This is a genomic window from Mesorhizobium sp. M1C.F.Ca.ET.210.01.1.1 (assembly GCF_004791585.1).
GTDB lineage: Bacteria > Pseudomonadota > Alphaproteobacteria > Rhizobiales > Rhizobiaceae > Mesorhizobium.
The window spans coordinates 209,279-231,600 of record NZ_SRUU01000003.1 but is presented as its reverse complement, the minus strand read 5'-3'; the positions used below and the strand labels follow the sequence as shown (position 1 = coordinate 231,600).

At 64.0% G+C, this 22,322-nt stretch carries 16 protein-coding genes and 1 tRNA gene; 10 read left to right on the top strand and 7 right to left on the bottom strand.

Features of this window, described 5'->3' with window-relative positions; all coding sequences use genetic code 11:
* Positions 1-4: 4 nt before the first annotated feature.
* A complete protein-coding gene (locus tag EN853_RS05105; protein WP_127858099.1) occupies positions 5-457 on the bottom strand; it encodes a MarR family transcriptional regulator in 453 nt (150 codons plus the stop codon).
* A gap of 47 nt (positions 458-504) precedes the next feature.
* On the opposite strand from EN853_RS05105, the gene EN853_RS05100 reads away from it, so the two are divergent.
* Entirely contained in the window at positions 505-1,413 is a 909-nt protein-coding gene (locus EN853_RS05100; protein WP_127858100.1) for an alpha/beta hydrolase, read from the top strand.
* Positions 1,414-1,468: 55 nt separating this feature from the next.
* Here EN853_RS05100 and EN853_RS05095 read toward each other — a convergent pair whose 3' ends face one another.
* On the bottom strand, positions 1,469-1,870 hold the full coding sequence (locus tag EN853_RS05095; RefSeq protein ID WP_127858101.1) for a rhodanese-like domain-containing protein: 402 nt from the start codon (positions 1,868-1,870) through the stop codon (positions 1,469-1,471).
* Positions 1,871-2,172: 302 nt separating this feature from the next.
* On the opposite strand from EN853_RS05095, the gene EN853_RS05090 reads away from it, so the two are divergent.
* Positions 2,173-4,050, top strand: a complete 1,878-nt coding sequence (locus tag EN853_RS05090) for a murein L,D-transpeptidase (protein WP_127858102.1) — start codon at positions 2,173-2,175, stop codon at positions 4,048-4,050.
* 92 nt (positions 4,051-4,142) lie between these two features.
* Here EN853_RS05090 and EN853_RS05085 read toward each other — a convergent pair whose 3' ends face one another.
* Positions 4,143-4,601 (bottom strand): hypothetical protein, encoded by a 459-nt coding sequence (locus EN853_RS05085; protein WP_127858103.1) that lies wholly within the window; start codon positions 4,599-4,601, stop codon positions 4,143-4,145.
* An 89-nt stretch (positions 4,602-4,690) separates the two neighbouring features.
* A complete protein-coding gene (locus EN853_RS05080; protein WP_127858104.1) occupies positions 4,691-4,951 on the bottom strand; it encodes a PepSY domain-containing protein in 261 nt (86 codons plus the stop codon).
* Positions 4,952-5,360: 409 nt separating this feature from the next.
* Between EN853_RS05080 and EN853_RS05075 the strand changes: the two genes are divergently transcribed.
* Positions 5,361-7,142 carry an adenylate/guanylate cyclase domain-containing protein gene (locus EN853_RS05075; RefSeq protein WP_127858105.1) on the top strand — a complete coding sequence of 594 codons (1,782 nt, stop codon included), beginning with the start codon at positions 5,361-5,363 and terminating at the stop codon, positions 7,140-7,142.
* 119 nt (positions 7,143-7,261) lie between these two features.
* Entirely contained in the window at positions 7,262-11,530 is a 4,269-nt protein-coding gene (locus tag EN853_RS05070; RefSeq protein ID WP_127858106.1) for a cytochrome P450, read from the top strand.
* A gap of 16 nt (positions 11,531-11,546) precedes the next feature.
* Here EN853_RS05070 and EN853_RS05065 read toward each other — a convergent pair whose 3' ends face one another.
* Entirely contained in the window at positions 11,547-12,233 is a 687-nt protein-coding gene (locus EN853_RS05065; protein WP_127858293.1) for a Crp/Fnr family transcriptional regulator, read from the bottom strand.
* Between the two features lie 714 nt (positions 12,234-12,947).
* On the opposite strand from EN853_RS05065, the gene EN853_RS05060 reads away from it, so the two are divergent.
* The 3 genes from EN853_RS05060 (at position 12,948) to EN853_RS33865 (ending at position 18,353) form a co-directional block, all read left to right on the top strand.
* Positions 12,948-16,508: a S8 family serine peptidase gene (locus tag EN853_RS05060; RefSeq protein ID WP_245516830.1), complete on the top strand. Its 3,561-nt coding sequence runs from the start codon at positions 12,948-12,950 to the stop codon at positions 16,506-16,508.
* Positions 16,501-18,045 carry an MBL fold metallo-hydrolase gene (locus EN853_RS05055; RefSeq protein ID WP_167524379.1) on the top strand — a complete coding sequence of 515 codons (1,545 nt, stop codon included), beginning with the start codon at positions 16,501-16,503 and terminating at the stop codon, positions 18,043-18,045. Before EN853_RS05060 ends, EN853_RS05055 begins: the two co-directional genes overlap by 8 nt.
* 137 nt (positions 18,046-18,182) lie before the next feature.
* Complete coding sequence (locus tag EN853_RS33865) at positions 18,183-18,353, top strand: hypothetical protein (RefSeq protein ID WP_167524378.1); 171 nt, start codon at positions 18,183-18,185, stop codon at positions 18,351-18,353.
* A 78-nt stretch (positions 18,354-18,431) separates the two neighbouring features.
* On the opposite strand, the gene EN853_RS05050 is transcribed toward EN853_RS33865, so the two are convergent.
* Positions 18,432-18,506, bottom strand: a tRNA-Val gene (locus EN853_RS05050).
* Positions 18,507-18,632: 126 nt separating this feature from the next.
* Positions 18,633-19,313 carry a phosphoglycolate phosphatase gene (locus tag EN853_RS05045; RefSeq protein ID WP_127858109.1) on the bottom strand — a complete coding sequence of 227 codons (681 nt, stop codon included), beginning with the start codon at positions 19,311-19,313 and terminating at the stop codon, positions 18,633-18,635.
* A 154-nt stretch (positions 19,314-19,467) separates the two neighbouring features.
* On the opposite strand from EN853_RS05045, the gene rpiA reads away from it, so the two are divergent.
* The 3 genes from rpiA to gor all read left to right on the top strand — a co-directional run bounded on the left by rpiA (position 19,468) and on the right by gor (position 22,312).
* Positions 19,468-20,199: a ribose-5-phosphate isomerase RpiA gene (gene rpiA / locus EN853_RS05040; RefSeq protein ID WP_127858110.1), complete on the top strand. Its 732-nt coding sequence runs from the start codon at positions 19,468-19,470 to the stop codon at positions 20,197-20,199.
* A complete protein-coding gene (locus EN853_RS05035) occupies positions 20,186-20,803 on the top strand; it encodes a DUF2059 domain-containing protein (RefSeq protein WP_127858111.1) in 618 nt (205 codons plus the stop codon). Before rpiA ends, EN853_RS05035 begins: the two co-directional genes overlap by 14 nt.
* A 120-nt stretch (positions 20,804-20,923) precedes the next feature.
* Complete coding sequence (gor, locus tag EN853_RS05030; protein ID WP_127858112.1) at positions 20,924-22,312, top strand: glutathione-disulfide reductase; 1,389 nt, start codon at positions 20,924-20,926, stop codon at positions 22,310-22,312.
* Positions 22,313-22,322 lie beyond the last annotated feature (10 nt).

Sequence of the window (22,322 nt, the reverse complement as noted above, 5' to 3'; positions counted from 1 at the left end):
GGGCTCAGGCTTCCTTGAGCACGTCCGCGATCTTGCGCATCTGCTCGCCGATCATGTCGCACTGTTCGGGCGTCGACTGGCTCATCGCCTTCTCGATCAGCGCCATGTGAACCTTCAGCGCCCGCATCAGCAGGGCCTCGCCGGCCTCGGTGAGGTTGAGCCGCAGCACCCGCTTGTCCTTCTCGTCGCCCTCGCGACGCAGCAGGCCGCGCGCCTCCAGCTGCGGCAAAAGCATAGTGATGTTGGAGCGGCCTACCAGCAGCCTGCGGGCAAGGTCGTGCTGCGACATGCCCGGATGGCGGTAAAGGTTCATCAGCACGTCGAGCTGCGCAGGCTTGAGGTCGAGCGGCGCGAGCTTTGTCGCCAGCGTGCGCTCCAGCACATGGCAGGCGCGCGCCACCGCAACCCAGTTGCGAAAGCGCGGATTGTCCCAGGGCAGCTCTTGCTTAATGTTCATGTTTGAACTATTATGTTCATGCTTGAACGAATGGATGGACCGCCAATATGGCATCATTTGGATTGAAGGTCATCCGGGGCGTCTTCGGCGCGGCCGAGCATGTCGCTCCGCGTCTCAGCGGCCGCGCCGCGTTCGAATTGTTCTGCCGCACGCCGAACGTCAAGTCCCTGAGCGATGGCGAGCGCCGCGCCGTCGAGCGCGCTGCCGGCTTCATGGCCGAGGCACGCCATCACCGTCTGAAAACCAGGACCGACTGCGTTGCGGTGCATGAGTTCCGGCCCGAGCCGGACAGGGGCTTTCGCGGCACGGTGCTCGTCATCCATGGCTGGCGCTCGCGCACCGAATATATGCGCGCGCTGATCGAGGGATTTCGTGGGGCCGGCTACAAGGTCGTCTCGCTCGACCTGCCGGGGCACGGCCATTCGCTCGGCCGGCATCTCAACATGGTGACCGCGGTCGACGCGGCACGGGTCGCCGGCGAATGGTTCGGCCCGTTTGCCGCTGCCATCGGCCATTCCTTTGGCGGCGCAATCGCCGCCAACGCGGTTGCGGCGTCAGTCAGGGGCATGCCGCCGCTTGGCGTCGAAAGTCTGGTGCTGATCGCCGCGCCCAGCTCGCTGCCGGCGATCTTCGACGATTTCAGCCACAAGCTCAATGTCGGGCCGCGCTCCCGGATCGCCATGGCGGATCGGGTGAAGCATCTGTCGGGGCGGCCGCTCAGCGAATTCACCGGCGACCGTCAGCTTGCCGAGGCGCCGGTGCCGACGCTGATCATCCATGCGCCGGACGATCGCGAAGTCCATGCCGATCATGCCAAGCGCTATGCGGGCGCCGGCGATCATGTCAGCCTGCACTGGGCAGATGGGCTTGGCCACCGCCGCATCCTTGCCGACAAGGATGTCGTCGCGCGCGCCGTCCGCTTCGTCGCCGAGGAACACGAATCGACGCTGCACTGAAACAGGTGCAGGAAAGACGTGTCGCGGTCCGTTCGGAATTGCGCGAGAAACCCGGTCAGTCGGCCTTCTTCTTCTGCCCGGGCTCGACCGGCAGGCCGGCGGCCTTCCAGGCGGTGTAGCCGCCAAGGATGTGCTTGACCGGTGTGAGGCCCATGTCTTGCGCCGTCTTGGTGGCCAGGGCCGAACGCCAGCCGCCGGCGCAGAAGAAGACGAAAGTCTTGCCCGAGGCGAAGAACGGCTTGTGGTAGGGGCTTTCGGGATCAATCCAGAATTCAAGCATGCCGCGCGTGACATGCTTGGCGCCGGGGATCTTGCCGTCACGCTCGACTTCGCGAGGGTCGCGCAGATCGACGAAGATCGTGTCGTCATCTTCCAGCAGCCCGGCCGCTTCCTCAGGCGACACGACCTCGATCTCGGCATTCGCCTCATCGAGAAGTTCGCGATATCCCTTCTTCACCGCACATCCTCCAGGCCTCGCACGGGCCATCCGGATTTCGAGCATAATCCTCTCAGCTTGTCACGCCACCGCCAGCTCCGTCACGGCCCGGCGCAGCAACGCAAGCAAGGCGGGTACCAGGCGGGGTCGCAGCCTGCGTCACGATGATGTGAAACCGTTCTGCCACAGACCCATCGAAATTTATGGAAGCTTAACGAAATCGGTATGAATCAGTATAGTTGCGCCTTACATCCGCCATGCGGTGGGCGAGATCGTTTTCGCGGCGCGGAACGGGAACCGGTGACAACCGGAGCGGGTGATTCATGAAATTCCTCGGAAACAGACAGGCCGTGCTGCCAATTGCGATCGCAGCGACACTTGCCGTCGGCATGCCGCAGGCCAGCGCCCAAGGGCTGTTCGACATGCTTTTCGGCGGCGGCATCCGGCACAGCCCCCAGGGCGAATTTCCACCACCGCCGAAATCTCGCAAGATACAGCCAGGAGCATCCGCCGGAGGCGGCGTCAGAATCAGCAGCCCGACCTACAACACCTACAGGGCCGACAAGCTCGTGCGCGTCGACTTCAAGTCGCTGCTTCCGGCTCCGCAGCCCGCGACCGCGCAGGATGCCGCCTATGTGCCGTCGGTGACTGGAAGCGCTTTCCGCGACGCGCTGGCGGGCTTGAGCGACTATGAACTCTTTGCCGAACCCGATATCGCCAAGGCGTTGATCGCCTATTATTCGGCCAATCCGGATTTCATCTGGGTGACGGGGGCGGCGCCGAACAGCCGGGCGCAGGATGCGGTGCGGGTGCTCGGCGAGGCGGCGAGCTACGGCCTGACGCCTGCGGACTACTCCGTCGACGTTCCGGCGGCCACGACGTCCGCCGCGCCGGAAGAGCGGACCAAGGAACTGGCCCGCTTCGAGATGGCGCTGTCGGCGCGCGTGCTGCGCTATGCCCATGACGCCCAGAGCGGCCGCGTCGACCCGAACCGCATCACCGGCTATTACGATTTCCCGGCCAAACCGCTTGATCTCGAGGGCGTGCTGAAGACCTTGGCGCACACGCAGGAGGTGCGCACCTATCTCGAATCGCGGCACCCGCAGAACCCGGAGTACCAGGCGCTGCGCGTCGAACTGGAATCGCTGGAGGCGAGCGAGGAGAACGAGATCGTCGTCGATCCGAAGCTGCTGCTCAAGCCCGGCGAAAGTAGCCCGGAGCTGCCCAAGCTCTTGACGCTTATTGCCCGCAATCTCGATGACGAGATGGGCGGCGAATACGGCGAGGTCCTTGCCAGGCTCGGCAAGAGCGAGCTTTACGACCCCGAACTGGTGCCGGTCATCAAGGCGGTGCAGAAGCGGGCCGGCATGAAGGGCGACGGCGTCATCGGCGCGCGCACCGTTGCTTCGCTTGCCGGAACCTCCAAGGCCGACAAGATCGGCAAGGTGAAAGTCGCGCTCGAAGAGCTGCGCTGGCTCCCCTCCGACCTTGGCAGCCCCCGCGTGTTCATCAACCAGCCGGCCTTCACCGCAAGCTACATCGACAATGGCGAGGAGAAGCTGAAGACCCGCGCGGTCATCGGCAAGGTCACCAACCAGACCGCCTTCTTCTACAACCAGGTCAAGCAGGTCGATTACCATCCCTATTGGGGCGTGCCGCAGTCGATCATCGTCAACGAGATGCTGCCGCGGCTGCGCAGCGATCCGGGCTATCTCGACCGCGCCGGCTATGAGGTTACGGATTCGCAGGGTAGGCAGATCCCGTCGTCGGCGGTGGACTGGGGCGCCTACGGCTCCAAAATCCCATTCAGCGTGCGCCAGCAGCCAAGCGAGGCCAACGCGCTCGGCGAATTGAAGATCCTGTTCCCCAACAAGCACGCCATCTACATGCACGACACGCCGCAGAAGTCGTTCTTCGAGCGCGACATGCGCGCGCTGAGCCACGGCTGCATTCGTCTCCAGGATCCGCGGGGCATGGCGGCGGCAGTGCTCGGCACCTCGGTCGACTATGTCGCCGAGAAGCTGAAGCACGGCCATTCGACCGAGAATGTCACGCGCGTCATCCCGGTCTATGTCGCCTATTTCACCGCATGGCCGAACATGTCCGGCAAGGTCGAGTATTTCGACGACGTTTACGATCGCGATTCGAGGCTGATGCTGGCGCTGGATGCCACCGAAGCGGTGCGCGCGCCGTCAAGCTGAAGGTCGGATTGGTTCAAGCGCAGAGCCGCTTTATCTGTTGTTTGACGCAATTCCGGACGGAAGACCGCTACGCACTTTTCCTGGGAGCTGGTTTAGACGAGCGGGCGGCGGAAGCCGGCGTCGCGCCCGGCGATCAGCCAGTAGACCAAGCCGGCGACGAGACCGGCGCCGGCGATGATGCCCATGTCGGCCCAGCGTTCCGGATCGTCCGGCGCATCCGGCCATAGCAACATGAAGCCGGCAGCCGCGGCCGCGCCGCCGAACAGCATGTGAAGCCAGAAGCTCCGCAGCGAAAAGAACTCGGCAATCAGGGCGAAGACCAGGGTCTGCATGCCGGTGACCACGATCGTCAGGAAATAGACGAACATGCCGAGAGGCGGCACAACCAGCACCGCGACAGGCGTGAGCTGCATCAGCTCAAAATAGCCTATGGGCAGCGCGCTCAGCACCACGTAGATCACGACCAACGCGATCAACCCGACGAGCACCGCGACCAGATAGCCAGCGAGCACCATCAGGATGCGCTTCAGCACGTAGCCAACCATTGCCATGCACCCCCGTGCCCGCAATCGTGGCGCGCAGTCAGCCATCAAACGCGCGTCGACGCAAGTTCCCGCGGCGGGTGACCTGTCTGGGATGCCTATTTCGGCTCGCCGGTCACCGGATCATAGGTGATTTCGACCTTGGCCTTGTCGGTCGTGTAGTAGGTGACGGTATAGCCGTCACTGCTCCAGGCGACCTCCTTCACATATTGGAAGTCGTTCCGCCTCTCGACCTTGGCGACGATGTCCGAAAGCTTCTTGGCATTTTGTGGCGGCAGCGCTTGCTGGTCTGCCGCGAAGGCCGAGCCGCCGATAACGAAGAACGCAATACCGCTTGCCAAAACAACAACAGCGCGCATGACTGCCCCTCAATCTGGTGTTGGCATGAGTGCACTGAAAAACTCGAATCCCCGCCCGTTGGTTCCGCCACGAGTGGACAACGCCTTGCTCCACAGCCAGTCGAAGGAAGGCAACCAGGGTTTCATTCGTATTATCTAAAGTAAAGAAAGTCACAGGAATCCAATGACTAAGGAAGCTTCCACGATATGGTACTTTAGGTAACGAACGGCTAACCATGGGTCGGGCCGAGGCGTCGGTCCATTAGCTGTTCGTGGTAGAGCTTTTGGCCAGACCCTGTTAGACTTCCGTACTGACAGGGTGGCAACGGCGCGCCGAGCCTGCCGGGGATCTTCCGTCGGCAAACGGCGAAGTGTTTTGAGAGCGGAAGTCGCCTGTTCTGGACCGAAAACAGGGACCGGGGGCTCGATCATGGCTGAACGGAACTATACCCGTCAGCTTGCAACAATCATTTCTATCGACGCCGTGGGCTTTTCGCGGCTGATGGGCATCGACGACGAACGCGCCGTCGCGGCCTTCGAGGAAAGGCGCGATATCATCACAGACAGCTGCGGTACCTTTGGCGGCCGCACCTTCGGCGTTGCCGGCGACAGCATCATGGCCGAATTCGGCAATCCGATCGAGGCCTTGCGCGCTGCGTTCGATTTCCAGGATCGGATCATGGCTCTCAACGCCTCGGCCGCCGAGGAGATGCGGATGCCGTTTCGGGCCGGGATCAACACCGGCGACGTGATCGTGCGCGAGGGCCGTCTCTATGGCGACGACGTCAACATCGCCGCTCGTCTCCAGGAATTCGCTCCGCATGACGGGCTCGCCATCTCCGAGACAACCTGGCACCACGTGAAAGACAAGACGGCAGCGGTCTTCATCGACCTTGGCGAGTTCATGCTGAAAAACATCGCCCTGCCGGTACGCGTCCTGATTGCGGGGCGCGGTGGCAACGGCGCGGCGATGGCGGCTCCCCTGGCCGCCATGTCCACGGCATCCGGCCACTACAAACCCGTCCCGAAGGGACCGCCTGCAATCGCGGTGTTGCCGTTCCAGGGCGAGGGAAGTGAACCCGATGTCGGCTACATGGCCGACGGCGTTGCCGAGGACATCATCTATGGCCTCTCCAACACCCGGTGGCTTTCGGTGATCGCCAAAGGCTCCAGTTTCCAGTTCCGCGACGATAGCCTCGGAACCAGGCTCATCGGCAATGCGCTTGGCGCGCGCTACATCGTCAGCGGCACGCTGACGGGTCTGGGCGGCCAGATCCGCCTGAACGCCTCGCTCACCGATACCTCGAACGGGCGCCTCGTCTGGTCGCAACGCTTCGACCGCGATCTGGTCGACATCTTCAGCCTGCGCGACCAGATCGGCAGCGAGATTGTTTCGATCCTCGACAAGGAGGTCGACCGGGCAGAGCAGGTGCGGACCTTCCAGGTGCCGTGGGAGAGCCTCGAGACCTGGCAGCTGGTGCGGCGCGGCCGCTGGCATATGAACAGGCGCACGCGCAAAGATACCGAGATCGCACTCGAATTCTTCGACAAGGCGTACCGCGAAGATCCGAATTCCAGCGCCGTGCTGAACGAGCTGGCATGGTGGTATTTCTGGCGTGCATGGCTCCGCTTCGGCGACAGCGACGACCTGGACAAGGTCGAGGCGTTCGCGCGCAAGGCGCTTCTGATGGACAGCCTGGACGCGCGCCCGCACGCCTATCTAGGCGCGGCCGACATCATGCGCGGCCTGCCGGCATCGGCCGCCGAGCATCTCATCGAGGCGATCCACATCAATCCGAGCTTTGCGTTCGCGCGCTCGGCGATGGGCAGCGCGCGCCTGCTGCTCGGCGATGCCGCGGGCGCGATCCCGTTCTTCCTGGATACCGAGCGGCTGAGCCCGTTCGATCTCTACCGCTTCCACAATCTGGGGGAGCTGGCCGCCGCATATTGCCTCGTCGAGGACTGGCCGGCGGCAATTGCCGTTGCTGACCGCTCGCTCAACCTTTCGCCAGGCTATTTTTACGCAAGGTTCCTCAAAATCGGCGCCTTGATGCGGAGCGGCCGCCGCGACGAGGCCCGGCGGGAACTCGCCATTTTCGCGACCAGGCATCCGGATTTCTCAGAGCAGCGCATCCGCTGGATACCGTTCGCCGACCCGGCGAAGAACAAGTTCCTGATCGCCAATTTCGACCTGGCCAAGTCCATTGCATGATCATTACCGCCGAAGACAAACGACTGTGAGGAAATTCACATACGCCGGACCGATGCAAACCTAGGCCATGAGTTTGCCGGCATCGCATCGACGTTGACAGCCGGGGGGCTCGAACGCGCATGATCAAGTTGAAGTATTTCGCCGCTGTCCGCGCTGCCCAGAAGAGCCAGCGCCCCGTCGCTGAAATGCCGCCGTTCGATATCAATCGGCTTCGCGCCAAGGGGCTTGCGTCCCGTATCGCCGGCTTCTTGTTCAGCGATCCACGCTGGTTGTTGGCGCTGCTGCGCCGCTTTTGGCCGAACCTGGCTTTCGGCAATTTCCTCCTCGTCACCAAAGGTGCCGATGTGCGCGACATATTGGAGCGCGGCGACGAGTTCGAAACGCCCTACGGACCGGAAATGGCGGAACTGGCCAGGGGATCGAATTTCATCCTCGGTATGCAGGACGGGGCTGCATACCGGCAGATGAAGTCGGCCGTGCTAAGCGCCTTTCCGCCAGCGGAAGTCGAAGCCGCCGTCAGGCCGATCGCGGAGCGCCATTCGCGCGACATCATGACCAGGGCCGGCCCTGGCTTCGACGCCATCGCCGGGTTGATGAAGATCGTGCCGGTGCGCATCTGCCGCGACTATTTTGGCCTCGAGATCGACGACGAAACCGAATTCGCCGACTGGTCGATCGCGCTCAGCGCACTGTTCTTTTCCGATCCGGCGGCGAACCGGACGACACGTCAGCTCGCGGTCGTCGGCGGCGATCGCTTGATCAAGGTCATCGACCGCTCGATCGCCGCGGTCCGGGACAGGGGAGGCGAGGACAACCGGCCGCTGGCGCGTCTCGTCACGCTCATGGATCAGGGACGCCTGTCGCTGCCCGACATCCATTCCATCATGCTCGGCATGGTTGCCGGCTTCGTTCCGACCAACGTCCTTGCCGGGGGCAATTGCCTGGACGTGATCCTGTCGCGCGCCGATGCGCGGCAGGCAGTCGATGCCGCGCTTGCGGACTGCAGCATCGACAAGCTCGACCGGGCGATACTCGAAGCCATGCGCTTCAAGCCGATCTGGGTCGGGCCCTGGCGTTACACCAGGCGCGATGCGGTGATTGGCCAGGGCACGCGCCGCGAACGTCTGGTCAAGGCCGGAACGGTCGTGATGCCGGCGACGCTGTCGGCCATGTTTGATCCGGAAATCGTGCAGCGGCCAAACGAATTCGACGCCTTGCGGCCGCATCGCGACTATATGGTTTTCGGCCACGGCATTCATCTGTGCATCGGCGCCGAGATTGCCCGCATTCAAATCGGTGAATGCGTTCGCGCGCTGTTCAGCAAGCCCAACCTCAGACGCGCGCGCGGCAGGGCCGGCAAGATGGCCAATGTCGGCGCGTATCCGGCGAACCTCAAGGTCGATTTCGAGCGCTCGCCGCTTTGCCGCACGGTCGAGCAGTCGATGGTCACCGTCGTATGCCCGATCGTGCGCGCGATGCCGTTGGATGCCGTGCGCGACAAGGTTGGCTCTCTCGGCAATCCGGCGATCGACGAAGTGGGCGGCGCGCTCGACAAGGTGGGCTCGATTCATTTCACCAGCCTGGCGGTCGCCGCCACCGGCAAGGACGAGAAATCAGGCATGGAGAAGGGCGCGCTCGTGCTCGAAATCTCCGGCGACGGCAGCACGGACGATGTCATCGGCGCCATCACGCTTGCCATAGGCAACCGGCTGCGGCCGATCCTCAGGGATGCGTGCGGTCTGCCCGACGGCGGTTCGCTGGAGGACTTCCTGAAGAAGTATCACATCGAAATATCACCATCCTTCGGCAGCACGGCAGGGTTGGTGTTTTCGGGAACGCCTGGCCATTCCGTGCGCCGCATACTGGCGGAAGCGGAGCTTGCCGACAGTGTGCGCCAGATCGTCGAAAAGCCGCGCGCGGGCACCGGCAACGCCCTTGCGGTGCTTACCGAAGCGCGCCGGCACGCCCAGGCGCTTGGGCAATTCGGCTGGGCCTTCGAGCCGGCCGAGAGCCTGCTGGAGCGGCCGCCGGGCCGCTGGTGGCGGGCCCTGACGACGACGCTGCTTGCACCCGCGATGCTCGCCACTTTGGCGATCGTCGTTGTCGCCTTCTGGCGCATGACCTATGTGCTGGTGCTCGGGAACCCTCACGGCATCACCTTCACCAACATCGCAATCGCCGGCACCGCGCTTCTGCTGGCAGTGCTGGGTCTGCTCGCGATAGCCTCGGCGTTCGTCGGCTTGTGTTTCCTGGGCCTGCGGCGCCTGGAGGACAAGGACCGGCCGCAGAGCACGCCGGTCGACATCGGCGCCCTGGACAGGATCCTGGCCAACGAGGACCACAGCGCGCAAAACCATCTCACCGCGATCTCGACGATGAAGGCCGGCACCTTGCGGCGGCTGGCGCTGCGGCTTTCCTTCTACCTGATCTCGATAACGGCGAAGAAAGTGTTCAAGCCGGGGTTCCTCGCAACCATCAACACCATTCACTTCGCCCGCTGGGTGCTGCTGCCCGGCACCGACAAGCTGATGTTCTTCTCCAACTATGGCGGCAGCTGGGAAAGCTATCTGGAGGATTTCATCGCCAAGGCCTCCGAAGGCCTGACCGGCGTCTGGAGCAACACGGAAGGTTACCCGCGCACGCGCTGGCTCTTCCTCGACGGCGCGCGCGACGGCGACCGCTTCAAGCGCTGGGCACGGCGCCAGCAGGTACCGACGCTGTTCTGGTACTCCGCCTATCCGCATCTCAACACCACGCGCATCCGCATCAACTCCAGGATCAGGCGCGGCATCGCTTCCGCCACCGGCAATGAGGCCCGCGACTGGGTGAGCCTGTTCGGCTCGTTGCAGCGGCCGCAGGCAAGGTCGGCGTCGGCGTCAACCGGCCCGGCGCCTTCGCCTCTCGAGGAGTTGGAAGCCGGCGAGATCCAATCCATCTTCTTCGGTCCTTTTGGCGCCCTCGGCTACGGGCACATGCTGGCGATCCGGGTGCCCGAAGAGCTGCCGGCAATGCAACGCAAGGCGTGGCTGGACTTCGTCATCGACAAAACGAGTTTCGGCGACGGCGTGCCGGCCGGACGCGCCATGATGGTGGCCTTCGGTCCCGACGGCCTGCGCCGTCTCGGGCTGGAGGGCGGCGTCGACGACGATCCGCTGGACACATTTCCAGCTGCCTTTCGCCACGGCATGGGCAATCCGGAGCGCAGCCGCATCCTCGACGATACCGGCCCGGACGCGTCGGACAAATGGCAGTGGGGCGCGGCCAAGACGCCGGTCGACGCGGTCGTTATCTGCTATGCCGAGGAGCCTTCGGCGCTCAAGGCAGAGGTCACGGCGGCGAAGCGAAAGACGACGGGCGCGGGGATGAAGATCGTCGCCGAGCTGCCGCTCGTCGTGAATCGCGAGCCGAAGAAGGACGGCACAAAATCCCGGCATACGGGCAACGGCAAACCGGAGCGCGCCCGCGCCTATGAGCATTTCGGCTTCGCCGACGGTGTCTCGCAACCGATCGTCAGGGGTACCTCGCGCGCCAACAAGGGCGCCGCACCGATGCATTTGGTCGCGCCCGGCGAGTTCCTGTTCGGATATCGCGACGAGCACGGGTTCTATCCAGCCTCGCCCTCCGTGCGGGCAGCGCAGGACCGCACCGGCATCCTGTCACAGGTGCGGCGAAACCGGCAGATTCCCGGCCAGCCCCCGCCGCCGCGCGACTTCGGCCGCAACGGCTCCTTCCTCGTCGTGCGCCAGTTCGAGCAGCATGTCGAGTTGTTCGATGACTACTGCAAGCACGCCGCCGCGTGGGCTGCGCGCGAGACCGGTGACGACGCCATCACGCCGCGCTGGGTGGCGGCCAAGATGCTCGGGCGCTGGCAGGACGGCAGTTCGCTGGTGCGCAACCCCGACGGCCGCCCGGATCGCGCCGTCGACAACGACTTCGCGCTTGGCGCCGAGGACCCGCAAGGGCATCGCTGTCCGCTCGGCTCGCACATACGCCGCTCCAATCCGCGCGATTCGCTCGGCGAGGACCGCGAGACGCAGATCAGGATCGGTAAGCGCCACCGCATCCTGCGCGTCGGCCGCACCTATGAGAAGAAGGACCGGAGCGGCAAGGTCGAGAAGGGGCTGCTCTTCATGTGCCTCAACGCCGACATCGAACGCCAATACGAATTCATCCAGCAGACCTGGGTCTCGTCGAGTTCGTTCCAGGGCCTTGCCGGCGAAAAGGATCCAACGATCGGCGCGCGCAACGGCGGCGGCCGGTTCTCGATTCCCTCGTGGGAAAAGGTCACGGTGCTTAAAGACATGCCGCAATTTGTTACCACGAAGGGCGGCGGCTACTTCTTCATGCCGAGCCGGTCCGCGCTGCGCTACCTGATTTCACGGCTCTGATTCGAGGCAAAGCCGTTCAGTCGTCGTCCTGCGATTCTGCGATCTGGTTCAGCGCGGCGGCATTGGTGATCCGCAGCCCGCCGCGCCTGATGGCGATCATCTGCCGGTTGCGCCAATCATTGAGCGTCTTGTTGACGGATTCGCGCGTCGCGCCGAGGAATTCGCCGAGTTCCGATTGCGAGATCGGGATCCAGCCGGCGGCATCGGCCATGACGCCGCTGAGAAACACCAGGCGCTTCGCCAGCCGGGCTTCGATGCCGAAGAAGGCCTGGTCGCCGAGCTCGCCGCTGACCCAGCGCAGCCGTGTACACAAGAGTTCGATCATGGCGCGCGCCAGCGGCGGATTTTTTTCAATGCGATCAAAGAGTTGCGCTCGGCTGAGCGAAACCAGCTCGCAAGCGGTGAGGCAGATCGCGGTTGCCGTGCGCGGACGCCCATCCAAGGCGCCGATCTCGCCGATGAGGCTGCGCGACAGTTCGATATTGGCCACCAACTTCTGTCCGCCCGGCGAATAGAGCGAGATTTCGACGGTGCCGCTCAGGACGCCGTAGATGCGGTCGGACGCGTCCTCCTGGACAAAAAGGTGCTGGCCGGCGGCATAGCGTTCCACCTTGCAACCGCCGAACAGCAGTTCGAAGTGACGCGGATCGATCCGCGCCAGACGCGGCACAGCGCTCCTGTCGTCTGCGCTGGCTGGGGACATGATGCGATTCCGCCTCTCGTTGAGCGGAAATTGTATGACAAGTGCGTGCTCGATCAAGGCCTGGTCTCCTTTCGTGGTGGTTACGGCAACACACGACGGCCTGTGGTGAAGATCGAGCGCCAGACATGTGCCGCCGGCATCGATTAGCCGGCAACTTTCCTTGCAAAGGGATCGGAGCGTGCTGGCGGACACGGGCCGATCTTGGAAACGCCGTCCACGCGCGTGGCGGGAGGGGACCGACGCGCGCGGAACAGCAAATCTGAAAATGGCTAGGTGATCGAAATGCCCTGCCGAGGACCGCCCCATTTTCAAGCCCGGAAGCCATTCGAGCCCGTGCATCGAAGCAGAAGCCAGTGCCACCCGGTGCAGTATTTGTGCCCGAAGCCCGCCCGGCGTATGTGAAGCCAGTCACAGAAGCGCCGACCGGCCAGCGCGATTGTTGCCGGGCGGGTAAGCGAAGGCCGTATGCTTCAGCATCAAGCAACCGTGCTCGGCAAGACGGTTGTCCCGGCATCCGAATGATGAAGTGATTGATAGCGATGTGGTTGGAGACTCTGGGTTGACTGCAGCTGACAGTCGACACCATGATTTCTACTTCGGGGGCAGGCCATGGCACAAGCTGGGGGACTCCTTGTGAAGGTTCGCGGCCAAGGCGTAGGCCTTGCCGCAGTCGGGCCGGCGTTCGCGGGATTTGTTGCCGAACCAATTTTGACTGTGCCGCCGGGTGCTCCCGGCGCCAACCTTGGCGCCGCCGCGAGTCAAGGCGCCACCTGGCTAAAGCTCACCCCCAATGTCGCCGGTTCGGGCAATCCCTGGGACGATGCCCACAATCTGCTTTCCGGAAGCGCCGGCGTCGCCGCGGCGGCCAGCGCCAACGTCCTTGCGGTCGAGCCCGATATCGTCCAGCGGTGGGACTACAAGAACAGCAAAGGCGACCGTGGCATGGCGGCCAGCGCCAGCCCCGCCTGCACTTTCGACGACCAGGATCCGAGCGGCGGGCAAGCGATAAAACCAGGCGTAGTCGCCTGGAATGCCGGTCCGGCCTTCAGCCAGTTCACCGATGCCCGCAACAAAGTTGGCGCCAAGCAGTCCAACATCACCATCGCTCATCTAGATACCGGGTTCGACCCCGGGCACCGCACCCGCCCGGCAGAACTCGTCACGGCTCTGCAGCGCAATTTCGTCGATGGCGGCGCGCCGAACGACGCGACCGATCATGCTCCGGTGGGCACGCTCACCAGCAATCGCGGCCACGGCACCGGCACGCTCAGCCTGCTCGCCGGCAACAAGCTCGACGGCACCTCGCCGAATTGGCCAGGCTTCACCGATTTTGTCGGAGGCGCCCCATTGGCAAATGTCATCCCGGTGCGCATCGCTGATTGGGTGGTGCGGCTGACGACCGGCACGATGGTCCAGGGCATCGACTATGCGCGCTTGAAGGGCGCACAGGTCTTATCGATGAGCATGGGCGGGCTGACCTCGCAGGCGCTGGTCGATGCCGTCAACCTTGCCTATGACAACGGCGTGGTGATGGTCACGGCGGCCGGCAACAACTTCACCCTCACACCGCGAAGCATCGTCTTTCCCGCCCGCTATAATCGCGTGCTGGCGGCGTGTGGCGTCATGGCCGACGGCCGCGCCTATTCCGGCCTGAGCCTGGGAACGATGCAGGGCAATTATGGCCCGCCCTCGAAAATGGCGACGGCGATCGGCGCCTATACGCCGAATGTGCCCTGGGCCGAGATCGACTGCGCCAAGGTCGTCGACATGGATGGCAACGGCACCTCGGCGGCGACGCCGCAGATCGCCGCCGCGGCCGCACTCTGGCTGGCTGAGCATTGGGACGTCGTGAAGCACTATTCGCAGCCTTGGATGCGCGTCGAAGCCGTCCGCCACGCGCTGTTTTCAGCGGCGGCAAAGTCGACGCCCAGGATGAGCGCCGCTGAAACCTTGCAGAAGGCAGGGCAAGGAGTGTTGCGCGCGGACGCCGCGCTCCTGGTCATGCCGCTGGCTGAAAACCTCCTGAAAAAACTGCCGCCGGCCAGGTATTCGTGGGGCTGGCTCGATCTCTTCACCGGCGGCGGCAACGCTTTGTCGCCCTTGTCGCCGACGGAGCTTCGGCACCGGGAGATGCTGGCGCTGGAACTGACCCAGATGGCGCAAAATGTCGCTTCGGTCGATCAGGCGATCGCCGATCCGGACGGCGGCATGGTCTCGTCTGCGGCGTGCAACCGCTATCTGGAGGCAGCGCTGGACGAAGGCAATCCGTCGAAGCCGCTGCGGGCCTTTCTCGAAGGCGCGCTGGGACGCAAGAGTGCCAAACCAGCCACGCGCGCGGCGACAAAACGGGCGCCGCCGATCAAGCGTAAGCCGCGTCCGGCGGCATCACCGAAGCGTCGCCTGCGCATCTACGCGCTCGACCCTTCCATCGCCAAGCAACTGGATTCCGTATCTGTCTTTCAGGCGACCCTTTCCGTTCCCTGGGACGACGGGCCGCCGCCTGCAAAGGCGCTGTTGCCCGGCCCGATCGGCGAATATCTCGAAGTCGTCGACGTCGATCCGGCGTCCAACCGCGTCTACGATCCGGTCGACCTCAATGACAAGATCTTGCTCGCCCAGGATGGCCTGACGCCGTCGGAAGGCAATCCGCAGTTCCACCAGCAGATGGTCTACGCCGTTGCCATGACCACGATTGGCCATTTCGAGCGCGCGTTGGGACGCCGCGCGCTGTGGGCTCCCCACTATACCGGCAAACCCGGCAGCCGTGGGAGCATGGCCATGAAAGCACATGAAGTGCCGCGCCTGCGCATCTACCCGCACGCGCTGCGCGCCGCGAACGCCTATTACAGCCCTGACAAGAAGGCGTTGCTGTTCGGCTATTTTCCCGCCGAGAGCAAGGACGGCGACGTCACCACACCAGGCACGACGGTGTTTTCCTGCCTGTCGAACGACATCGTCGCTCATGAGATGTCGCATGCGCTGCTCGACGGGTTGCACCGTCTTTTCGAAGAGGCGTCCAATCCCGACGTGCCGGCCTTCCACGAGGCATTCGCCGACATCGTGGCGCTGTTCCAGCATTTCACCCTCAAGGAGCTGGTCAGCTTTGCCATCGCCAAGGCGAAGGGTGACGTCTCCGTGGCGACGCTTTTGTCCGGCATCGCCGCTCAGTTCGGCGAAGGCAGCGGTCGCGCCGGGCCGTTGCGCGACTATGGCGGCCCCGGCATGGCCGCGCTTGACTACACCAAGACCTTCGAGCCTCACGACCGGGGGTCGATCCTGGTGTTCGCCGTCTATCAGGCGTTCCTGGCGATCGCTGACCGCCGCACCGACGACCTTATCCAGTTGGCGACCGGCGGCACCGGCGTGCTGCCGGCCGGCACCTTGCATCCCAGCCTGGTGGAGCGTCTGACCGACGAAACCGCCAAGGTTGCGCAGCAGATGCTGACCATGTGCATTCGCGCACTTGATTACTGCCCGGCCGTCGACATCACCTTCGGTGAATATCTGCGCGCCCTGATCACGGCCGACATCGATGCCTACCCCGACGATCCGCTCCATTATCGCTTGGCCTTCATCGAATCCTTTCGCCGATGGAAACTTCTGCCGCGCGACGTCCGCACCATTTCGGAGGAGACGCTCGCCTGGAGCGAGCCTGACGATCCGTCGCCTCGTTGGCTGAAGGGGCTGTTGGGCGAAATCAACCTCGGCTGGAACCAGGAACTCGATCGCTCCGAGATCTTCGCGCTCAACGAGGACAATCGCTATGCGATGTGGGAGGCGATGCACCGTGTCTTCGCCGCTCATCCGGCGGTTCACAAGCAGTTCGGCCTTCTGCCCAACCTGCCACGCTACGACGACGATGGCACCCTGCTGGCCGAGGCAAAGAGGGGCGAGACCACTTTCAGTATCCTCAGCGTGCGTCCGACCCGCCGCGTCGAAGCTGACGGTTCGTTCCGCACCGAGGTGATTGCCGTCATCCAGCAACGCATTCCGATCGGCTTCGACGGCAAGCCGATGCTGAAGGGCGTGAAGGCAGGGGACGGCTTCATCTGGTTTCGCGGCGGCGCGACGCTCATCATCGACCCGCGCGAGGGGAAAGAGCGGATCCGCTATTCGATCATCAAGAACACCGGCAGCCTCGACCGGCGCGAGCGGCAGGCCAAGACTGCGACCGCCAACTTCCTGTCGCCACTGCGGGCCCTCTATTTCGGTGGCGAGATCACCGAACCCTTCGCCCTGCTGCATGCCAGCGATGGAGATGACGATCATGTCTAAGAAGCCAGCAGCAGCGACCAAGCCGGCAGCAGCGACCAAGCCGCGGGCAGTGACCGGCGCGGCGGCGGCGGTGAAGCCGGCCGTCACGATCCGGCACTATTGCCAGGGTATCGGTGACTGCCACCTGCTGACCTTTCCAGCGCCCGACGGCTCGCCTTTTCGCATACTGATCGACTGCGGCATCCACGTGTCCGTCCAAGGGGGCCCGGCGCTGGTGTCGGACATCGTCGCCGACGTCAAGAGCCAGACCGGCGGCAAGATCGACGTCCTGGTCATCACCCACGAGCATTGGGATCATGTTTCGGGCTTCCTGACCGCGAAAGACCTGTTTGCGGGTTTTGACGTCAAAGCGGTATGGATGGCATGGACGGAAGACCCCGCCGATCAGCAAGCCGCCGAGCTCGACAGGTTCAAGGGCGCGGCCCTGACGGCGCTACAAGGCGTGAGCCAGCGGCTCGACGCCGACGACGCGCCGACGCCTTATCTCGCCGGCATACGCGACGGCCTGCAGTCGGTGCTCGGCTTCCAGTTCGGCGCCGCCGGCGAGAGAGTGCGCTCGGCGCGCAACGCGGCGGCCAGCCTTTCGAAGAGCAAACCCATCTATCTTGAACCGGGCAAGCCGCCCCTTTCGATCAAGGAACTGCCCAAGCTGCGCATCTACGTGCTTGGTCCGCCGCGCGACAAGGCAGCACTTCGGCTTGAGGAGAAGGCGGGCGAAATGTTCCCGCTTGCCAGTGGCGGTCCATTCGCGCGAGCGCTTGCCGCAGGGCTGAAGATGAACGACGGAGCTGGCGATGCAACATATGTCGACGAACTCTGCCCTTTCGAGCGTTATGTTGGTACGGACCTGTCGGCGGCGCTGAATGGTGACAAGGGCAGCGATACGACGCTCGACATTGCCGCTTTTGTCCGCGAACACTATTCGGGCCTCGTCTCCCATACGGCGGCAAATGAAGACAGCGACCAGTCCTGGCGCCGTATCGATGCCGACTGGATGGGGATTGCCGCCGACCTCGCCCTGCAGCTCGATCGCGGTGTCAACAACACCAGCCTGGTGCTGGCGTTCGAGTTCACCGACAGCAACAATGTGCTGCTGTTCCCCGGCGATGCGCAAATCGGCAACTGGCTGAGCTGGAAGGATTTGAAATGGCAGCAGGAGCAGGCGACTGTGACAACCGCCGACCTCATGGCTCGCACAGTCTATCTGAAGGTTGCTCATCATGGCAGCCAGAACGCCACGCCGCAAAAGCAGGGCATCGACCTTCTGACCAACACCGATCTTTCGGCCTTCATTCCGACCAACAAGGATGACGCCAAGAAGGTGCACTGGGGCGAAATGCCTTACGACGCTATCGTGACGGCACTGGCCGAAAAGACCAGTGGCCGCGTCATCCGCGCCGACGACAAGTGGCTGGCCGACAAGAACGGCAAGCCGCCCTTTGCCGCGCCATCCGGTTCGATCCGAGCGGTCCGCCACGCACCGCGCGATGCGGTTCGTGGCCCCGGCGGGCTGTGGATTGAGGTGGATCTGGCCTAGCAACACCAGCGCGCAACAGACCGTCCGCCTTGTCGGGCTCCGCGCCGGGCCGATTGCGGAAATCGAAAAATCGCTCTATTGAGCGCACGGCTGATTGAGGGCGGCCATATCCATCTTGCTTCCACAATAGGTCGCCCATGCCCGATGAATTCTCGCGGATAGTCGCATTTCTCGCCGTGGTGATGGCCCTGCTGCTTGCAGGGTTTCATTTCCATCACGGCAACATCCTGGCCACGCTCTATTTCATGACCGGCGCCATCCTGGTGACGGCGGTGACACGTTTGAACGTGCGCAGAGGGCTGATCTGAGCAGCCGCTCGGCTGCCTGCGCTATGAATTCTGGAAGTTCGTCGCGGCCAGGTCATCCAACTCAATCAGGGAGTTGGATGGTGGGCGATGCAGGGATTGAACCTGCGACCCCACCCGTGTGAAGGGTGTGCTCTCCCGCTGAGCTAATCGCCCGCTCATTGCCCGAAGGCCGAAGCGAGCCGCGATATAAGGGAGGCGGGTGCGCTAAGTCAAGGCGATGTGGCGACGTTATGCTGCGGTTTGTTTCGTGACTTCCTGCGAGCCCGATCCGGCAGCCGTTCAGCGCGCCGCCGCGATCAAACGCTCCGCCAGGTCCGGCGTCAGCGTGTCGAAATGCGAGATCACCAGCGTCGGCTCGAACTCGCGCACGTGGCGATCCGTGTAGCCGAAATCGACGGCAACCACCGGAATGCCGGCGGCTTTGGCCGTGTCGATGTCGGTTTGCGAATCGCCAATCATCAGGGCGCCGTGCGGGTCACCGCCGGCCAGCTTGATCGTCTCGGTCAGGTGGCGCGGATCGGGCTTGCGGAAGGCGAAGGTGTCCTGGCCGCAGATCGCCGCGAAGTAGTTCTCCAGGCCAAGCGCGCCGATCAGCGCCACCGAATGCGCTTCGTATTTGTTGGTGCAGACCGCCATCAGGTAGCCGGCGGCCCGGAAGCGGTCGAGCGCCGCGACGACACCGGGGTAGGGGCGCGACTTGCCCGGAATGTTGATCGTGTAGTGCTCGAGGAAGAGTTTTAGCAGCCGGTCGTGCTCTTCCGCCACCAGCGCCCTGTTCTGTGCCGCATGCGCCCGTTCGATCATGACGCGGCCGCCATGGCCGACGAAGCGCCGGAAGCCGGCTTCGTCGACGGCAATGAGATCGCTTGCCGCCAGGCTGTGGTTGAGGCTGTCGAGCAGGTCCGGCGCGGTGTCGATCAGCGTCCCGTCGAGATCGAACACAATGATCGGTCGGGTCATGGTCAGTTCCTGCGACGATTGAGGTGCCGCAGCCGATACAAGTTGCGCGGTGGTCAAGCAAGCTACCTCTATCGGTCCACAGGCAGAGCCTTTGACGGGGCAGGCAAAAATGCTAGGACGCGCGCCAAATCACGGAAATCGGGACAATAGCGGCATGGACGCAAGACAGTTGAAGGTCGAGGCCGCACGCGCGGCCCTTGCCCATGTCGGCAACGGCATGCGGCTCGGCATCGGCACCGGCACGACCGCCGACGAATTCGTCCGGCTGCTGGCCGAAAAAGTCGCGACCGGCCTCACTGTCATCGGCGTACCCACATCCGAGCGCACCGCGGCACTCTGCCGCGAGCTCGGCGTGCCGCTGTCGACGCTGGAGGAAACGCCCGAGCTCGACCTCACCATCGACGGCGCCGACGAGATTGACCCTTCGTTGACGCTGATCAAAGGCGGCGGCGGCGCGCTGTTGCGCGAGAAGATCGTCGCCGCGGCGTCCCAGCGCATGATCGTCATTGCCGACCGGTCCAAGATGGTCGAGACCCTCGGCCGTTTCCCGCTGCCGATCGAGGTCAACAGGTTCGGCCTGCGCGCCACCGAGATCGCGGTCGGCGCAGCGGCGGCAAGCCTCGGCCTCGTGGGGCCGGTGACATTGAGGATGACGGGGGGCCAGCCATTTGTTACAGACGGCGGCCACTTTATCCTCGATGCATCTTTTGGCCGCATTCCGGATACAAGAGCGCTTTCGAATGCTCTCTTCGCCATTCCAGGCGTTGTCGAGCACGGTCTATTCATCGGGCTGGCGTCAACGGCCATCATCGCCGGCGGCGACGGCATCCAAACCGTCCATGTCGCCCGAAAACCAGGGAGTTCTACCGATCATGATGTTGCATAAACGGGTTCGCCGCCTTTCGACACTTCTGGCGGCCTCAGCTATCCTTGCGCTGTCCTCGCCGGCGTTCTCGCAGGATGTGAGCGAATCGCATCTCAAGGCCGCGCGCGCCGCGGTGGCTGCGATCCACGCCACTGACCCGTTCGACAACATACTGCCGCAGGCCGCTGCTGCGCTTGAGAACCAGCTGATCCAGAAGAACCCCGACATGCAGGAGCTGATCGGCAAGACCGTCAGCGAGAAGGCGCTCGGCCTCGCTTCGCGCCGCGCCGACCTCGAGAAGGAGGCCGCGCTCGCCTACGCCAAGGTGTTCTCCGAGAAGGACCTCAACGATATCGCCACCTTCTACAGCTCGGATGCCGGCAAGAAGCTGCTCGACAGCGGCCCGGCGGTCACGCGCGACCTCGTGAAGGCGGCCGACATCTGGCAGAACGGCGTCGCCCGCGACCTCGCTCAGCAGGTCGGCGAGACTCTCGCCGCCGCCGCCAAGGCCGCGGCTCCGGCCAAGCCTGCGCAGGATGCCACAGCCCCCGCCGACGGCTCTGCTCCGGCCGACGATTCAGCGCCGGCCGATGGCTCGGCACCGGCGGACAATTCGCAGAATTGATCGCCAATCAGCGCGGCTCCGCGCCGCTGGACCACAAAGCCCGGGTTTCCCCGGGCTTTTCTTTTGCCCCCCGGCAGCCTACCTCTGACGCGTCCCTCCCATCTTGCAGGAGCCCATCCGATGGCCGGTTACGATTATGATCTTTTCGTCATCGGCGGCGGCTCCGGCGGGGTGAGGGCGGCACGTGTGGCGGCGTCCCTCGGCAAGCGCGTCGCCATCGCCGAAGAATATCGCTATGGCGGCACCTGCGTCATCCGCGGCTGCGTGCCGAAGAAGCTCTATGTCTATGCCTCGCAGTTCCCCGAGCATTTCGCCGATGCGGCCGGCTATGGCTGGACGGTGCCCGAGGCAAGCTTCGACTGGCCGACGCTGGTCGCCAACAAGGACAAGGAGATCGCCAGGCTGGAGGCGATCTACAAGAGGAATGTCGAGGGCGCGGGCGGCGAGACGTTCCATTCGCGCGCCGTGCTCGTGGACCGGCATGCCGTATACCTGACCGCCGAGGACCGCACCGTCAGCGCCGACCAGATCCTGATCGCCACGGGCGGCCGGCCGGCCCCGCATCCTGCGCTTTCCGGCCACGAATATTGCATCTTCTCCAACGAGGCCTTCGATCTGAAGGCGCTGCCGAAGGCGATCATGATCGAGGGTGGCGGCTACATCGCCGTCGAATTCGCCAACATTTTCCATGGACTTGGTGTCGAAACGACGCTGGTCTACCGTGGCCAGGAGATCCTCAGCCGCTTCGACATGGACCTGCGTCGCTCGCTGCACGAGACGATGGAGAAGAAAGGGATCAGGATCCTCTGCCACGCGGTGTCCGAATGGGTGCGCAAGAACCCGGATGGCAGGCTGGACGTGCTGCTTTCCAGCGGTCAGGCGCTGACGGTCGACCAGGTCATGCTGGCGATCGGCCGCATCCCCAACACCGAGAACATGGGGCTCGAAGGCGTCGGCGTGGAACTCGGCAAGACAGGCGCGATCGTCGTCGATCAATATTCCCGCACCAATATCGACAACATCTGGGCGATCGGCGACGTCACCCATCGCGTGCAGCTGACGCCGGTGGCCATCCACGAAGCGATGTGCTTCATCGAGACCGCCTTCAAGGGCAATCCGGCATCGCCTGACCACGACACCATCCCGACGGCCGTCTTCTCGCAGCCGGAGATCGGCACCGTCGGCCTGTCCGAGGATGAGGCAGTCAAGCGCTTCCCGGATATCGAGATCTATCGCGCTTCCTTCCGTCCGATGCGGCACACGCTGTCCGGCCGCGACGAGAAGATGCTGATGAAGCTTGTGGTCGACAGCGCCACGAGAAAGGTGCTCGGCGCCCATATTCTCGGCCCCGACGCCGGCGAAATGGCGCAGCTTCTCGGGATTCCGCTGAAGGCGGGACTCACCAAGGACGATTTCGACCGCACCATGGCGGTCCACCCGACCGCGGCCGAGGAACTCGTCACCATGTACAAGCCGACCTACCGCGTGAAGAACGGCGAGCGCGTCTGAGCACGGCGTT